The organism is Bifidobacterium phasiani (genome assembly GCF_019331775.1).
Taxonomy (GTDB): Bacteria; Actinomycetota; Actinomycetes; order Actinomycetales; family Bifidobacteriaceae; genus Bifidobacterium; species Bifidobacterium phasiani.
On record NZ_JAHBBD010000010.1, the window covers coordinates 20,724 to 37,166 of the forward strand.

Consider the following 16,443-nt stretch of genomic DNA (forward strand, 5'->3'; position numbering starts at 1 on the left):
GTCCCGTGCCGACCGGCGGGCTGAATATCCGGCCGTGAATCGGACGGTCGACGGTTCGCCCGCGAGCGCGTCCGCCGACGGTCCGGGTCCGGCGTGGCCGTCGCGCGCGACGTCATGGCCATGATGCAGCCCGATTCCGGCGATGGATACCGGGCATGAGGCAGCTATCTTGACTAGGTGCGGCATATTTCGGCCTCTGCGGACATCCAACTGCGCTACGTGAGGCCGCCTTGCCGCGAGACCCACGGTATGCATGGCGGTATTCCGCGCCCGCTACCGGAGCTACGGCGATATAGGTGCCTCACGTAGCGCAGATGGATGTCTGCAGCCCCTCGAATCGACCACACGTAGTCCGGATTGCCTGCGCGCACCGCCACGCAACCCGCCGTACAGCGCACCATTCGGCGCACACCGGCACGCCAGCGCACCGCCATCCGGTGCAGTGCGCTTCGGCACGCCGTCAACCAGCGCGCATCGGCGCCGTCATCCGGCGCGCACCGGCACGGAGCCGCCCCATACCCGCCGTATGGCGCCCGCACCCTGCACGCCGCCCGGCCCGCCACCGGCATGCCGCAGGCCCGCTACATGCAGATGCGGTCGAGCGGCATCGCCGAGTCAATCGGAAAATCGGGCGAGGAGGGGGCCACGCCGGCCTCGACGAGGTTCACGCCCAGCATCGCGACCATCGCGCCGTTGTCGGTGCACAGCCTCAGCTCCGGCACCCGGACCTCCACGCCGTGTTCGGCGCCGACCTCCAGCAGCTTGGCGCGCAGCTGCGAGTTCGCCGAGAACCCGCCGCCGACGATCAGCGTGCGCGACCCGTACTGCTCGCACCCGCGCATCGCCTTGCGCGCCAGCACGCCCGCCACCGAATCGGCCAGCGACGCGCACACGTCGTCGACCGGGACGTCGAGCCCCTGGGCCCGTCGTTCCTCGATCCACCGCGCCACCGCGGTCTTGACCCCGGAGAAGCTGAAGTCGTACGGGTGCTCCCGGCCGGCCCTGCCCTGGGTCAGCCCCTGCGGCACTTTGATGGCGTGCGGGTCGCCGGCCTGGGCGTGCCGGTCGATGTGCGGCCCGCCCGGGTACGGGAAGCCGAGCAGTCGGGCGACCTTGTCGAAGCACTCCCCCGCCGCGTCGTCCAGCGTGGTGCCGACCACGTCGATATGCCTGGCCACGTCCCCGACGTGCAGCAGCGAGGTGTGCCCGCCGGAGACGATCAGCGCCAGCGTGTCCGGAGGGAACGCCCCGAACTGCAGCTGGGTGACGGCGATGTGCCCGATGACGTGGTTGATGCCGTAGATCGGCTTGTTCGCCGCCCAGGCGAGCGCCTTGGCGCCGGACACGCCCACCGCCAGGCATCCGGCCAGGCCGGGGCCGGCGGACACCGCGATGGCGTCCACGTCGGAGACGCTCATCCCCGCGTCGGCGAGCGCCTTCGAGACGACGGGCACGAACGCCTCCGCGTGCGCGCGCGAGGCGATCTCGGGGATCACGCCGCCGTATCGGGCGTGCTCGTCCATCGACGAGGCGACGACGTTGGACAGCAGGTCGTGCCCGCGCACGACGGCGGCGGCCGTCTCGTCGCATGTCGATTCGATGCCCAGCACCACTGGTTCGTTCATCATCGCTCTCCTTCGTTGTGCGTGGCGGATCGGAAGCCGACGGCGCGCGGGGCCAGGTCGAGCGCCATCGTGTAGGCGTCGATGCCGCCCGGCTGGTAGTAGCGCCGGCGCAGTCCCATGCGGCGGAATCCGAACCGTTCGTACAGGGCCAGCGCCGGGTCGTTGTCGACGCGCACCTCCAGCAGCATGCGCCGGGCGCCCTGCGCGCGGGCCCGGTCGATGAGCGCGGCGAGCAGCGCGGCGGCGATGCCCTGCCGCTGGTAGGCCCTGCCGACGCCGATGGTCATGAGTTCGGCGTCGTCGCCGTCGTACCAGAATCCCGCGTATCCGCGGATGACCGGCGGCCGGGTCGCGGACTCCGGGTCGGCATGCCCGGTTTCGGCGGGCGGGCCGGGCGCGCCGGGGTCGGGTTCCGGCGCGAGGTCGACCAGGTAGGTGCGGGCGGGCGCGTCGAGCTCCTGGGCGACCATGGCCTCGCTCCAGGCCCCGGCGTCGAACAGTTCGCGTTCGAGCTCGGCGATGCGTGCGACGGCGGTGGCGCGGTCGATGCCGGCGATGTCGGCGATCATCATGCGGTCCTGTCCGCGGCGGCGTGGTGGAGCACCTGCTTGAGCGGCCTGGGCACGGAGACGTCCGGTCGGCGCAGGTACAGCGGCTCGATCGCGGCGGCGGGCACGGCGTCCGCCTCGTCCGTGGATTCGCGCCGCGCCGTCAGGTCGGCGAGCGCGGCGAGTCCGTCGCGTCCCGCGTCGAGCAGGGTCAGGTCGGAGACGACGCCGAGGCGGCCGATCGCCGGCCAGGCGTCCGCGTACTTCCGTGCGCCGTGGCCGACGACGTCGACGGCGATGCGCCGTCCGGGGGCCGCGGCCTGCAGTTCGGCGACGGCGTCGGCGACCCGTGCGGCGATGTGGTCGGGGTAATCGATGTCCATGGGGATGACGGCGTGGGGGCGGCCGTCGGCGTCGGTGTCGTAGAGCGCGAAGTACAGCTGGCGACGGCGGGCGTCGTTGACGGCGAGCGTCAGGTGGAGGGCGTCGTCCGGCTCCTCGGGCGGGCACCCGATCTGTTCGCGCAGCGCGGCGAGGCCGGCGGGCGCGTCGGCCGCGCGGGCCAGCAGCATCATGTGGTGCTGGGGGCCGAGGATGTCGGTGCCGACGAGCGTGGCGCCGGTGGCGTAGGCGAGCGCCTTGGCGGTGACGACGCCGGCGCGCAGGCCGGTGAACGGCGCGGGGCCGACGCCGACGACGATGCGTTCGATCCGGCCGGGTTCGAGGCCGGCCTCGGCGGCGGCGCGGGCGATGTTGGTCTGGAGCCGTTCGACGTGGGTGCGCGAGTCGGTCTCGACGATGGGGTCGTGCCCCACGATGCCCACCGTGGATCCGTACGAGGTGTCGATCACCAGCGTGTTCGTCATTGCGCGCCTCCTGCCTTGCGTGACCATCTCACTGTACACCGCGCCGGGCCGAGGCGTCCCCTACCAGGTGATCTGGCGGTAGATGTAGCGCGCGTCCTCGACGTCGAAGCGTTCGGTGCTATGGTCGCCGGGCGCGCCGGCGGTGACCAGCACGTAGGTGCGCAGCCCGAACCGCGCCACGGTGGCCAGGCACAGCCCGGCGTGCTCGGTGTATCCGGTCTTGCCGCCGGTGACGACGCCGGCGCCGACCCGCGCGTCGCCCAGCGCGTCGAACACGGTGCTGGTCACGGTCAGTCCGTCGTGCATGCTCGCCGTGGCCATGTCGTGGCTGCGCGCGCCGATGATGTCGGCGAACGTCTCGTTCCTCAGCGCGTACACCATCAGCGTGGCGATGTCGTTCGCGGTCGAGTAGTGGTCGTCGTCGTGCAGGCCGGTGGCGTTGGTGAAGTGGGTGCCGGTCATGCCGATGCGCGCGGCGGTCTGGTTCATCAGTTCGGCGAAGGCCTGCTCGCCGCCGGCCACGTACCGGGCGATGGCCAGGGCGCAGTCGGCGCCGGAGGCCAGCAGCAGCCCGTAGAGCATGTCCTTGGCCGAGGCGGTCTCGCCCGGGTAGAGCCCGGCGACGGAGGCGTTGCGTTCGGCGAGCATGGCCGAGGCGTCCGCGGGCATCTGCAGCGTGGCGTCGAGCGAGGGGATGCGTTCGAGCGCGACGACGGCGGTCATGACCTTGGTCAGCGACGCCGGGTACATCCGCTCGTCGGCGTTGAGGCCCTGCACGTATCGGCCGTCGGAGGCGTCGACCAGCGCCGCGTAGGCGCTGTTCAGGCCGTCGACGTGCACGGTGGCGGCGGTGGCCGGCCGGCTGAACACCGCGTAGACGGCGGCGAGCAGGAGCAGCGCCGCGGCCACGGCGGCGGCCGCCACGGTCCCGCGGCGCCGGCGGGGGGCCGGGTACGCCGTCAGTTGGCCGGAGTGCTGGGGAGGGTACTGGTAGTCGTTCATCGTTCCTTGCCTTGTCCGTGCGTGCGGGCGGACGGGTCATCCGCCGTCCCTGTCCACGCTATGCGGGCGGCGATCGGCAGTGATGGCGGAACGATGAGCGGACGATGAAGAAACGATGAAGGCCGCCGCGGCGGGCCGGCGGACCGTCGTATGGGCTTCGGGCGGAGCGCCGGATGGCCTGCCGGGCGGCCGGGCGACGGCCTGTCCGAGCGGACCGTCGGGCGGCCGGTCAGGCGGCCGGGCGCGCGGTCCGGCCGTGCGGTCCGGACGGCCCGGGGAGCGACCCCGCGGGCGGCGCACCGGACGATCGCGCGGAGGACTCCCCGGACGGCCCCGTGGACGGCGACCCCGTGGACGGTTCCGTGGGCGCTTCCGCGGACGGTTCGGCCGGCAGGACGACGGTGAACGTGGTGACGCCGCGTTCGCTGGTCGCGCCGATCGTGCCGCCGTGGCTCTGGACGATCTGCCGGGCGATGGCCAGGCCGAGCCCGGCGCCGCCGGTGCCGGCGTTGCGGGAGGCGTCGAGCCGGTAGAACTTGTCGAAGAGCATGGCCAGGCGCTGGGGCGGTATCGTGCGGCCGTGGCTGCTGATGGCCACGCGCGCCGCGCCGGCCTCGATGCCGCCGTCGATGCGGATGACGCTGTCGCGGTCGCCGTACGAGATCGCGTTCTTGAGGATGTTGTTGAACACGCGCGCGATCTGCGCCGCGTCGGCGGGCACGGGGCAGGTCGGCGGCATCCGGTTGTCGACGGTGTTGCCGTGCGCCCGCAGCTGGGGGTGGAACTCCTCGACCATCTGCACGAGCAGCACGCTCAGGTCGACGCGTTCGATCTGCAGGGCGATGTCCGTCAGGTTGTAGCGGGTGATGTCGAAGAACTCGTCGACCAGGCGGTCCAGGCGGCGCGACTTGTCCAGGGCGACGCGCACGTAGCGCTCGCGCTGCGCGGCGGGCATGTCGCGCGCCTCGTCCAGCAGGCTCAGGTAGCCGATCACCGAGGTCAGCGGCGTGCGGATGTCGTGGGCCAGGTACATGACCAGGTCGTTCTTGCGCTGCTCGTCGAGTCGGGCCTCCAGGTCGCGCCGCTCCATGCGCAGCCGCACGTCGTTGAGCGTCGACTCGACGTCGGCGAGCTCGCCCGGCAGCTCGATGCGCGGGTGGCCGGAGTCGAGCAGCGCGTTCACGCCCGAGGACAGGCTGCGGCAGATGCGCATCACATACGGCCGGAAGACCAGCAGATAGCCGGGGACCAACGCGACCAGGAACACCGCGACGCCCAGCGGGATCCCGTAGCGGCGGACCGCCTGCAGGAAGGCCACCGCGCTGTCCCAGTCGCCGAACACCACGTTCGTCAGCAGCACCGCCGCGGCGTCGGCGTCCCACATCAGCCTGAGCACGAGCAGGATCGCCCCGGCGAGCCCCGCCATGAGCAGCACGCGGGCCAGGATCGCCCCGGCCAGGCGGCGGCCCGCACGGTCCGCGTACGGCGCGGGAGGGGCGACGGGCGGCGCGGCCGGGGGCGCGACGGGCGGCGGCGCCTGCGGCCCGGCGGCGCTATCCGTTGTCGTCGATGCGGTATCCCACGCCCCAGACGGTGTGGATGTAACGGGGTCGTTCAACGCTGTCTCCGATCTTGTCGCGCAGGTGGCGGATGTGCACGCTGATGGTGTTGCTGGTCTTCAGGTACGCCTCGTCGCCCCAGATCGCGTGGAACAGCTCCTCGGCGCTGACGACCTCGCCGCGGCGGCGGCACAGCGTGGCCAGGATCGTGAACTCGCTGGGGGTCAGGTGCACCGGCGCGCCGTCGACGCGGCATTCGTGCGTGCGCGTGTTCACGCTCAGCCCGTTGATCTCGACGACCCCGTCGTCCGGCGGCGGCGCGATCGGCTCGCGGCCCCCGTCGTAGCGGCGGTAGCGGCGCAGCTGCGCGTTGACGCGCGCCACCAGCTCCAGCGGCATGAACGGCTTGGTCACGTAGTCGTCCGCGCCGAAGTTCAGCCCGGCTATGGTGTCGACCTCGCGGTCGCGCGCGGTCAGCATGATCACCGGGAAGCGGTGCGCCGTCCTGATGGCGCGGCAGACCTGGAACCCGTTGACGTCGGGCAGCATGACGTCGAGGATGGCCATGTCGAGGCGGATGCTCGGATCGTCGACGACCTGGAGCGCGGTGCGCGCGTCGTAGCGCACGATGACCTCATGGCCTTCGTTCTCCAGGTACAGGGCGACCAGGTCGGCGATCTCCCGTTCGTCGTCGACCACGAGGATCGTGGCGTGGTCATCGTTCACCGGCACGGCCCGTGCGCTCCTTTCCGCTGATGGCGCCCGGCGACGCGGGCGGGCGCGGCGCGCGGCGCGGCGGCCGCGCCGCCGACGTCGCGCCGTCGGGGCGTTCCGTCCCAGCTTAGAGGCGCCGTGGCGCCACACGGCGGCGAAACGATGAAGAAATCGTTAATATCGGCCCGAGCGGTCGCTTCCGGCCGCCCCCGTCACGGGGGGCATCGCCGCGAGACGGGCCGACCAGTCGCCGCCGCAGGGCACGAGCGTGACGAGCCGCACGCCGTCGCCGGTCAGCTCGCCGTCGGCCTGCCCGTCGCGGTCCCCGGCGGGCAGGGGCCGGTCGATGTGGATCTCGAGGCGTTCGGGCGCCAGCGCGGCGGCCATCTGCTCGCCCCATTCCATCAGCACCACGGTGTCCTCGCCCGGGGCCTCCAGCTCCTCGTCCAGGCCGAGCGATTCGAGCTCGTCGAGCAGGCGGCCTACCGCGTCCTGGCCGGGCGCGTACGCGTGGCCGCCGAGGCGGTAGGCGTCCACATGCACCAGGTGCGCGCGCCGGCCGTCCGCGAACCGGCCGTCGAGCTCGCGGGCGATCGTGAACGTCGGCGAGACGATCGGCCCCTCGATGCCCAGGCCGGCGCCGAATCCCTGGGCGAAGGTGGTCTTGCCGGCGCCGAGCGGCCCCGACAGCAGGATCACGTCGCCGCCGCGCACCAGGCGGGCCAGGTGCTCGCCGAGCCGGCGCATGTCGCGGGATGCGGGGATCGAGATGGGTGTGTCAGCGGCCATGCCGCCCTCCTTGTGTCCGTGGTGTCCTGTGCCGCCGCGTTCCGTCTGAGCGATGCGCGGCGGGCCGCCGTGGCCGCGCCTTATTCGGCGCCCTTGCGGCTGATGAGGATGATGCTGCGCTCCAGCGCGTACACCGGGTCGCCGCCGTTGGTCTTGCTCTGCTCGTCCGCCCACGCCAGGGTCCGGATGCACCGGCTCAGGCCGGCCGAGGTCCATCCGCCGAGCTGGCGGGTCGCGTTCTTGAGCACCCAGGGGTTCGTCTTGGCCTCGGCCTGCGAGATGACGCCCGATCGCACGGCGGAGGCCTTCGCCAGGGTGCGCAGCTTCATCGCGAGCGCGCCGATCAGGGCGATCGGCTCGGTGCCCTGTTCGACGGCCGAGCGCATCGCGACGATGGCCTCGGCGGTCCGCCCCTCCATCGCCTTGTCGGCCACGGCGAACCCGGTGACCTGCGGGTTGGCGGTCAGGTACTGGTTCACGCGGTCCAGGCCGATCGGATCGTCGTCGAAGTCGAAGCACAGCTGCCCGCACATCGCCGCGAGCTCGCCGGTCCGGTCGCCGAGCACGGCGACCAGCTGCTGGGCGGCCATCGGCTCGACGCGCCGGCCGCGGCGTTCGAACTGCTGCATGACGAAGTTCAGCCTGGCGTCCGCCTTCTTCAGGTCGGGCACGTCCTGGCGGCGGGCGCCTGCCCTGAGCAGCTGGTCGACGACGCGCTTGCCCTTGACGCCGCCCTCGTGCTGGGCGATGACGACGGCTCCGGCGGCCGCGGGGTCCTTGCCCGCCTGGCGGCAGTACGCGACCATCGCCTCGGCGAGCTTCTCGTCGGCGTTCTGCAGGTTGGACACGACGACGATGGCCGCGTCGCTGAGCAGGGACGGGCTGACGGCCTCGTCGAAGGCGTAGCGGTCCGCGTCGGTGGCGTCGAGCTCCACGGTCTCGGCGTCCGGCCGGCGCCGTTCCGCGGCGTCGCGCAGGTCGCGCACGGTCTGCGCGTTGAGGTAGGCGTCGCCGCCGAAGACGATGTGGAACGGCGCGTCGGCCGATGGGCGTTGTGGCATACTGTTCAATCTCTTAGCATCGCTGGACAAACCGGCCGACGGCGAACGCCGGGCATGACGGCGCCGGCTCTACGGCGCCCCGGCGTCGGCGCGCCCGACGGCGTGCGTCGGCGCATCCGGTGACGGGCGCCGGCCACGGCGTCCGCCGGTCGTCATCGCGGCCCGTCCCGTCCGCCGCCGTCGCCCGGCGCGCCGCGGCCGGGACCCGCCCATGACCCGAAGGCGTCCGGGGTCTGCCGCCACCACAGCGCCGCGCGTGCGCGCCATCCGTCCCAGCGGCGCCACCGTTCGCCGACCGGTGCGACGGGCGTGCCGCCGGACTCCGCCGGATCGAGGGGGTCGACGGGGTCGGCGGGGCGGACCAGCAGGCGCGCCCCCGCCGCGACCGCGACGCATGCGCACGCCTCGACGGCCAGGACGAGCATCGCCCCGGGCACGCCGTCCGCCCAGGGCAGCGTCGCATGACCGTCGTCGGCCAGCCAGGCCGCGCACCGGTCCATGACGTGCGTGCCGCAGCCGGCCAGCCATGCCAGCGCGGCCCCGAGCTCGACGCTGAGCGGACTGGCCAGCAGCGCGGCCAGCCCAGCCAGCGTGGACAGGCCGACGACCGGCGCGACGACGAGGTTCGCGGGCACGGACATCAGCGGTATCCGCGGGTCCATCAGCACCTGCACCGGCAGGGTGCACAGCTGGGCCGACACGCTCACGCCCACGGCCTCGGCCACGGCGCGGGGCAGCGCACGCCCCAGCATGCCGCCGATCGCCGGCCCGAACGCCGTGATGCCGAACACGGCGGCGCACGACAGCGCGAAGCCGAAGCTGCGCGACATCGCCGGGCGTACGGCCAGCACGACGACGACCGTCCAGCACAGCGCGCTCATGGCCTGCGGGCGCCGGCCGACCGCGCGGGCCGCGATGCCGAACAGCCCCATGACCACGGAGCGCAGCACGGAGTCCGACGGGTACACGAGCGCGGCCAGCGCCGCGTATCCGAGCGCCGTGGCGGCCGCGACGACGCCGCGCGGGGCCAGCGCCCACGCGCACAGGCGCCGGATCAGCGCGGCCGCCAGCGCGAAGTGCCCTCCCGAGACGGCCATCAGGTGCATGATGCCGGATTGCCGGAAGCGCCGCTCCAGCTGCGCGCCATAGGCCGCGTCCACCGCCACGGCGGATCCGTCTCGCATGGCGACGTGGTCCTGGCCGAGCACGCCGAGCGTCAGGCCGGGCACCAGCGCGCGCCCCTGGTCCGACAGCCCGGAGCACGCCTCGAAGAACGCCGCGTGCATCGCCGCCACCGTGCGCGCCGCCGGCCCCGGCTCCCGGATGATGCGCGGCGGCGCATCGCCGATGACAAGCCAGACGCCGCCATCGTCGAACGCCGAGGTTCGCAGCGTGCCGGATGCGCGCATCGTCGCGCCGCGGACCAGCGCCGGGCATGCCGCGCCGTCCGCGAGCACGCGCACCGATGCCGTCGACGGCAGCGTCGCGCCGTCGGCGTCCAGTGCCAGCATCCGCGCCTCGGCCTGGCAGTCCGAGCCGCGGACGGCCGAAGCGACGACCGGGTCGGCCACGCGGAGGGTCGCGTCGACCGTCGCCGGTCCGTCACGCGCGTGCACGGCGGCCGGGTCGCGCCACGCCGCAGCATCGGCGCACCATGCGGCCGTGCCGGCCATCAGCGCGGCGCATATCGGCACCGTCAGCGTCGAGGCCGCGACGGCGAGAACACGGGCGCGCCCGCACGCGGACGCCGGGTCGCGTCTGCGGCGCATCAGCGCCGTCATCGCCGTCACCGCCGCCATCGCCACGGCCATGCCGACGACGAGCGCCAGCGCGGTCGCGACCGGCGGCATCGAAGCCGTCACACCGCCGACGGTCGCGATTGTGTCCGCGGGGACGGCCGAGCCCATGGATGCCGCCGCATTTACGGCCGTCGTCGCGCCATCGGTGCGCGCAATGGTGTCCGCGGGGACGGCCGGGCTCGCAGGTACCACCGTGCCTGTGGCCGCCATCGCATCCGTGGGAGCCGCCGTATTCGAGAACGCCGCCGCATCCGCGGCCGCCATGCCCGTCGGCGCCGCAGCCGCGGCCGGCCCGTCCGGCGTCCGTGCCGCGCGGCCGCCGTTCATCATCAGGTCGAACATGCGGTGCGCCGCCAGACTCGCCGCCCAGGCCGCCGCGGCGGCGGCCAGCATGCGGCGGTCGCGGCCGCCGCACTCCCCCGTCATGATCATCGCACCACCACCTGCGGCCGCATGCGCTCCAGCGTCTTGGGGCCGATGCCGCTGACGTCGAGCAGCTGGTCGACCGAGGTGAAGCGGCCGATCGCCGCGCGATGCTCGATGATGCGGCCGGCGATCACGGGGCCGACCCCGGTGATGGCGTCCAGCTCGGCCAGGCCGGCCGTGTTCAGGTCGATCGGCGCCGTCGCCGTCCGCCCGGCCGCGGCATCCGCCCCGACGGCTCCCTGGGCCGGCGAATCGCCGCCGGCGTTCCCGTCCGCCGACGGTTCCCCGCCCGGCGGCGCGTCCTGCGTCGCGGGCGTGCCGCTCCCCTCCGGCGGCGTCGATGCGGCGCCGGCATCCGCCGCTTCACCGGCATCCTCGCCTCCACCGGGCCCCGACATATCGCCATCCGCGGCGTCGGCATCCACCTGGTCCCGAGACTCCCCCGCCCCGGAGCCTGCCGTCGACAAGGCCGACGCCCCATCCAGCGCCGCGTAGTTCAGCGACTGCTGCACGAGCATGGTCAGGCTGGCGCACAGCGCGCAGGCCAGCAGCAGCACGGCGGCCAGCGCATGCACCGGGCGGAACGACCAGCGCGGCACCCGACGCCGCGACGCCGCGGCCATGGCTCCGCCGGCCGTAGCGCCGGCCCCGGCCATGGCTTGAGCCGTGGCCGGGGCCTCGGCATCGCCGCCGCGCACCCCGGACAGCGACCGCGCCGTGGCCCGGCGCGCGGCGCCGCGCCCGCTCCCGCCCGGATGCGCCGTCGCGCCGTTCGCCCGCACCGCGGCGACGGCCCGCATCCCGTCATCCGGCCGCGCTCCAGCACCAAGCCGCGCCTCGTCGCCGAGCCGCGCACCGCCACCAAACCGCGCCCCGACGGCGGGGCGTGCGCCCCCGCCACGAAGCGCGCCGCCCGGGCGCGTCCCATACACCGCGGCGCCACGCCGCCCCAACGCCAGCGCGTGCAGCCGCCGTTCGGCCGCACCGCCCTCCGATCGTCCGTTCATGCCACCACCCTGCGGCATGCCGGCATCCGGCGTCCAGCCGGGCGGGGCATTGTGGTCGAACGATGCCGGTTATCCACAATGCAGGCGTGTCGCGCCATGCGGCGGGACGCCTGCGACGGCGAAGCGCCGCGCCCCCGGATCGGGGTGCGCGGCGCTTCGCGGACGAGACGGCGGTGCCGGTCTACTCGGCGGGCACGACCGACACGATCTTCGGGGCCTTGACGATGACCTTGCGCGGGGCCTTGCCGCCGAGACGGTCGGCGACGGCCTCGAGCGCCATGCGCTCCAGCTCGTCCGGGTCGATGTCCGGGCTGACCTCGAGCTTGGCGCGCACCTTGCCCTTGATCTGCACCACCGCGGTCACCGTGTCCTGGCCGACGTAGCGTTCGTCGGCGGCCGGCCACGGCTCGTGGGCCAGCGATTCGGGGTGGCCCAGGCGGTTCCACAGCTCCTCGCAGATGTGCGGCGCGATCGGCGCGAGCATGAGGATCAGCGGCTCGACGGCGGCGCGGGGCGCGGCGTCGAGAGAGGTGAGGTGGTTGTTGAGCACGATGAGCTTGGCGATGGCCGTGTTCGGGCGCATGGCCTCCATCTCCACGGTCACCTCGGCGATCGTGTTGTTGAGCAGCTTGAGCGTCTTCAGGTCGGGCTCGGCGTCGACGACGCGCACCTCGCCGGTGGCCTCGTCGATCACGTTGCGCCACAGGCGCTGCAGGAAGCGCATCGCGCCGACCACGTTGCGGGTGTTCCACGGGCGGGACTCGGCCAGCGGGCCCATGCTCATCTCGTACAGGCGGAACGTGTCCGCGCCGTAGTGCTCGTACATGTCGTCCGGCGTGATGATGTTCTTCAGGCTCTTGCCCATCTTGCCGAACTCGCGGTTGACGTGCTGGCCGTTCCAGGTGAACGTCGGCTCGCCGTCGGCGCCCGCCGGGCCCTCCTCGACCTCGGCGGCCGGCACGTACTGGCCGCGGTCGTCGGTGTAGGCGTACGCCTGGATCATGCCCTGGTTGAACAGCTTGTGGAACGGCTCGGACGAGTCGACGTAGCCGAGGTCGAAGAGCACCTTGTGCCAGAAGCGCGCGTACAGCAGGTGGAGCACCGCGTGCTCGACGCCGCCGATGTACAGGTCGACGCCGCCGGAGGGGCCGTTGCCGCGATCCGGGCCCATCCAGTAGTCGTACTCGTCCTTCTCCACCATGTGCTCGGTGTCGTTCGGGTCGAGGTAGCGCATGTAGTACCAGCACGAGCCGGCCCAGTTCGGCATCGTGTTCGTGTCGCGGTAGTAGGTCTTCTCGCCGTCGCCCAGGTCCATCGTGACCCTGACCCAGTCCTCGTTGCGGCTCAGCGGCGCCTCCGGGTTGGACTCGGCGTCCTCCGGGTCGAAGGTCTTCGGGCTGTAGTCCGGCACGTCGGGCAGGTTGATCGGCAGCTGGTCGTCGGGCAGCAGGTGCGCCACGCCGTCCTCGTCGTAGACGATCGGGAACGGCTCGCCCCAGTAGCGCTGGCGGCTGAACAGCCAGTCGCGCAGGCGGTAGCTCGTCGTGCCCCGGCCCACGCCGGCCTGCTCGAGCCAGGCGTTGACCTTGGCGATGGCCTCGTCGACGCGCAGCCCGTCGATCGACAGCGGCCCGCCGTCGGCGCGCGTGGCCTCGACCGAGGAGTTGATCACGATGCCGTCGTGCGAGACGAACGGCGCGCGGCCCTCGTAGTCGGCCAGGTCGTCGCCGGATTCCGGCAGCGGGCGCACGGTGTAGATGACGGGCAGGCCGTACTTGACCGCGAAGTCGTAGTCGCGCTGGTCGCCGCCCGGCACCGCCATGATCGCGCCGGTGCCGTAGTCCATGAGCACGTAGTCGGCGGTGAACAGCGGCAGCCGCGCGCCGGTGATCGGGTTGATCGCGTACAGGCCGGTGAACAGGCCGGTCTTCTCGCCGGCCTCGTCGACGCGGTCCTTGGCGGTCTTGGCCTCGGCGGCGCGGCGGTAGGCGGCCACGGCCTGCTTCGGGGTGGCGTAGCCGCCGGTCCACGACTCGGGCACGCCCTCCGGCCAGGCGTCGGGCACGAACTCGAGCAGGTGGTGCTCCGGGGAGACCACGGCGAAGGTGGTGCCGAACAGCGTGTCGGGGCGGGTGGTGTAGATCTCCATGTCGCGCTCGCCGGACGGCGTCTCGACCGTGAAGTGCACGGAGGCGCCGTGCGACTCGCCGATCCAGTTGCGCTGCATGAGCTTGACCTTCTCCGGCCAGTCGATGGTCTCGAGGTCCTCGATCAGGCGGTGGCCGTAGGCGGTGATGCGCATCGACCACTGGCGCAGCTCGCGCTGGAAGACCGGGAAGTTGCCGCGCTCGGACCTGCCCTCGGCGGTGACCTCCTCGTTGGCCAGCACCGTGCCCAGGCCCGGGCACCAGTTGACCGGGGACTTGGAGATGTAGGCCAGACGGAAGTCGTTGAGCACGTCGGCCTGCTCGGCGGCGCTCAGGTCGGCCCAGGCGCGCCCCTCGAAGCCGGGGATGGCGCGCTCGCCGGACTCGAACCGGGCGACCAGCTCGCCGATCGGCCGGGCGCAGCCCTTGGAGCCGGAGGGGTTGGTCGCCTCCGGGTCGTACCAGGCGTCGTAGATGCGCGAGAAGATCCACTGCGTCCAGCGCACGTAGCCGGGGTCGATGGTCGCGAAGGAGCGGCGGTCGTCGAAGCTCAGGCCCATGCGGTGCAGCTGGCGGCGCATGTTCGCGATGTTCTGCTCGGTGGTCACGCGCGGGTGCTGGCCGGTCTGCACGGCGTACTGCTCGGCGGGCAGGCCGAAGGCGTCGTAGCCCATGGCGTGCAGCACGTTCTCGCCCTTCATGCGGTGGTAGCGGCTGACCACGTCGGTGGCGAGGTAGCCGAGCGGATGGCCGACGTGCAGGCCCTTGCCCGAGGGGTACGGGAACATGTCCATCGCGAAGTAGGACTTGCGGCCCTCGGCGTTGCGGCCCTTGCCGTCCTTGAGCTCGCCTTTGACGTTGGCGGCCCAGAAGGTGCCCTGCTCGTCCCAGGTGCGCTGCCAGCGTTCCTCGATAACCTGCGCCATCGCCGCGTTGTAGCGGAATGCGGGTTCGGCGGGGTCGGCCGCCGTCGCCGTGTTCTTCTCGTTGTCACTCATAGACAAGGATTATTGCCACGCAACTGGACACTCGGGCCGTCTCATCCGTCCGACGGGACGTCGCGCATCGGCGCCGGCGCCTCGCCGGGGTCGTAGCCGGTCCCGGCGCGCAGCTCGGCGGCGCAGGCGTCCCAGGTGCCGTCGGCGACCATGGCCCGCAACGCCAGGGCGATGCGGTCGGCGAGTTCGTCGTCGCCGCCGCGCACCGCGACGCCGCGCCACGAGTCGGCGTAGGGCCGTCCGAGCGTGACGAGATAGCCCTCGCCGTGCTCGGCGGCGAACCCCGCCAGCACGGCGCCGTCGGCCGCGACCGCGTCGGCCTCGCCGATCATCAGCGCGGTGACGCACTGCGCGACGCTGTCTCGCTCCTGGATGGCCACGCCGGGCGCCGCCTCGCGCAGCGCCGTCGCCGCGGCGGCGCCGCGCGAGGTGCAGGCGACGCGCCCGTCCATCGACGACGCCGAGGCGATGTCGCCGGACTCGTCGCCGCGGATCAGCAGGTCGAGGCCGCCGGACAGGTAGGCGCCCGCGATCTCGACGTCGTCGGAGGCGGCGTCGGTGCCGTCGCCGACGGCGGCATAGCCCACCATGACGTCGACGACGCCCTCGTTGACGGCCCGGTCGCGCTCCGCCGCGTCGACCGGCACGTAGACGATCTGCTTGCGGGCGTACCCCAGGTCGCGGGCGATGTATTCGGCCACGTCGATGTCGAAGCCCTCGTACCCCTCGCCGCGCAGCACGGCGAGGCCCGGCTGGCCGCCCGGCACGCCGACGGTGAGCGCCGGGCCGACGGGCAGCTCGACGGCCGCCGTGCCGTCGGTCGCGCAGCCGGCCGCGGACGCCACGACGACGGCGCACAGCGCGGCCGCGGCGGTCCGGCGCGACGCCCGCATCGCGATCCCGGTCATTTGAACATCTTCGAACGGGTCAGGAACCACGTCACCAGCACGGCGAGCGCGATGGAGATCACCACGACGATGATGAAGCCCCACGGCTTGTCGGTCAGCGGCATGCCCATCATGCTGCCGTCGAAGTTCATGCCGTACATCGAGAAGATCAGGGTCGGGATCGACAGCGAGATCGAGATGATCGTGAAGATGCGCATCACGTTGTTCAGGTTGTTCGACACGATCGAGGCGAAGGCGTCGGTCATGTTCGCCAGAACGCCGCTGTAGATGTTCGCCATCTCGATGGCCTGCTTGTTCTCGGTGATGACGTCCTCGAGCAGGTCCTCGTCCTCCGGGTACTGCTTGATGCGGGCGAGCGTGGTGAGCTTCTCCATCACGATCTCGTTCGATTTGAGCGAGGTGGTGAAGTAGACCAAGGTCTTGCTCAGCTCGAGCAGCATCAGGATCTCCTTGTTCTGCATCGAGTGGCGCAGCTTGAGTTCGAGCTTGTCGCTCTCGCGGTCGATGATGCGCAGGTAGCGCAGGTACATCGTGGCGTTGCGGTACAGGATCTGCAGGATGAAGCGGGTCTTCATGTACGTGTTGAACCCGCGGATCGTGCCCTCCATGAACGGGTGGAGCACCGGGGTGTCCTGCATGCACACGGTGATGATCATGTTCTGGGTCACGATGATCGACAACGGGATCGTCTCGTACCAGTCGCGCCCGCCGCGCTCCTCGACGGTCGGGATGTCGACGATGATCATCGTGTAGTCGTCCTCGACGTCCACTCGCGAGCGCTCCTCGTCATCCAGCGGGGCGCGCAGGTCGGCCAGGTCGATGCCGGTCTCCTGGGCGACGGTGGCGAGCTCCACGTCGGTCGGCTCGGACAGGCATAGCCACGACCCGTTCTCCGGTTTACTGATCTGCTCCACCTGTCCGTTGATGGTGTTGAACATCCTCAACATGGCTCTCACCTGCCTTCCGTGCCGTATGTCGGTCCTTCGCCGCGCGG

13 protein-coding genes are annotated in these 16,443 nt (G+C 72.3%); all 13 read right to left on the minus strand.

The window, feature by feature from the left end; all coding sequences use genetic code 11:
- Positions 1-581: 581 nt before the first annotated feature.
- Positions 582-1,625 carry a tRNA (adenosine(37)-N6)-threonylcarbamoyltransferase complex transferase subunit TsaD gene (gene tsaD, locus KIH73_RS05460; protein ID WP_219081475.1) on the minus strand — a complete coding sequence of 348 codons (1,044 nt, stop codon included), beginning with the start codon at positions 1,623-1,625 and terminating at the stop codon, positions 582-584.
- The gene (rimI, locus tag KIH73_RS05465; RefSeq protein ID WP_219081477.1) at positions 1,625-2,194 is read right to left on the minus strand and encodes a ribosomal protein S18-alanine N-acetyltransferase; all 570 of its coding nucleotides are present in this window, start codon (positions 2,192-2,194) and stop codon (positions 1,625-1,627) included. Before rimI ends, tsaD begins: the two co-directional genes overlap by 1 nt.
- Entirely contained in the window at positions 2,194-3,039 is an 846-nt protein-coding gene (tsaB, locus tag KIH73_RS05470; protein WP_219081374.1) for a tRNA (adenosine(37)-N6)-threonylcarbamoyltransferase complex dimerization subunit type 1 TsaB, read from the minus strand. The genes rimI and tsaB overlap by 1 nt, the downstream gene beginning before the upstream one ends.
- A 60-nt stretch (positions 3,040-3,099) precedes the next feature.
- Positions 3,100-4,041: a D-alanyl-D-alanine carboxypeptidase family protein gene (locus KIH73_RS05475; protein ID WP_219081377.1), complete on the minus strand. Its 942-nt coding sequence runs from the start codon at positions 4,039-4,041 to the stop codon at positions 3,100-3,102.
- A gap of 229 nt (positions 4,042-4,270) precedes the next feature.
- Positions 4,271-5,467: a sensor histidine kinase gene (locus KIH73_RS05480; protein WP_236022611.1), complete on the minus strand. Its 1,197-nt coding sequence runs from the start codon at positions 5,465-5,467 to the stop codon at positions 4,271-4,273.
- A 127-nt stretch (positions 5,468-5,594) separates the two neighbouring features.
- On the minus strand, positions 5,595-6,305 hold the full coding sequence (locus KIH73_RS05485; RefSeq protein ID WP_219081479.1) for a response regulator transcription factor: 711 nt from the start codon (positions 6,303-6,305) through the stop codon (positions 5,595-5,597).
- Positions 6,306-6,488: 183 nt separating this feature from the next.
- On the minus strand, positions 6,489-7,103 hold the full coding sequence (gene tsaE / locus KIH73_RS05490) for a tRNA (adenosine(37)-N6)-threonylcarbamoyltransferase complex ATPase subunit type 1 TsaE (protein WP_219081381.1): 615 nt from the start codon (positions 7,101-7,103) through the stop codon (positions 6,489-6,491).
- A gap of 80 nt (positions 7,104-7,183) precedes the next feature.
- Positions 7,184-8,164 carry a DNA polymerase III subunit delta gene (gene holA / locus KIH73_RS05495; RefSeq protein WP_219081383.1) on the minus strand — a complete coding sequence of 327 codons (981 nt, stop codon included), beginning with the start codon at positions 8,162-8,164 and terminating at the stop codon, positions 7,184-7,186.
- 152 nt (positions 8,165-8,316) lie between these two features.
- Positions 8,317-10,389, minus strand: coding sequence for a ComEC/Rec2 family competence protein (locus KIH73_RS05500; RefSeq protein WP_219081386.1), 2,073 nt, complete (start codon positions 10,387-10,389; stop codon positions 8,317-8,319).
- Positions 10,390-10,391: 2 nt separating this feature from the next.
- The gene (locus KIH73_RS10895) at positions 10,392-11,414 is read right to left on the minus strand and encodes a ComEA family DNA-binding protein (RefSeq protein ID WP_236022607.1); all 1,023 of its coding nucleotides are present in this window, start codon (positions 11,412-11,414) and stop codon (positions 10,392-10,394) included.
- Positions 11,415-11,577: 163 nt separating this feature from the next.
- Positions 11,578-14,541, minus strand: coding sequence for a leucine--tRNA ligase (leuS, locus tag KIH73_RS05510; protein WP_219081388.1), 2,964 nt, complete (start codon positions 14,539-14,541; stop codon positions 11,578-11,580).
- A 41-nt stretch (positions 14,542-14,582) separates the two neighbouring features.
- A complete protein-coding gene (locus KIH73_RS05515) occupies positions 14,583-15,449 on the minus strand; it encodes a transporter substrate-binding domain-containing protein (protein ID WP_219081390.1) in 867 nt (288 codons plus the stop codon).
- Positions 15,446-16,396 (minus strand): magnesium transporter CorA family protein, encoded by a 951-nt coding sequence (locus tag KIH73_RS05520; RefSeq protein WP_219081392.1) that lies wholly within the window; start codon positions 16,394-16,396, stop codon positions 15,446-15,448. The genes KIH73_RS05515 and KIH73_RS05520 overlap by 4 nt, the downstream gene beginning before the upstream one ends.
- Between the last annotated feature and the right edge of the window lie 47 nt (positions 16,397-16,443).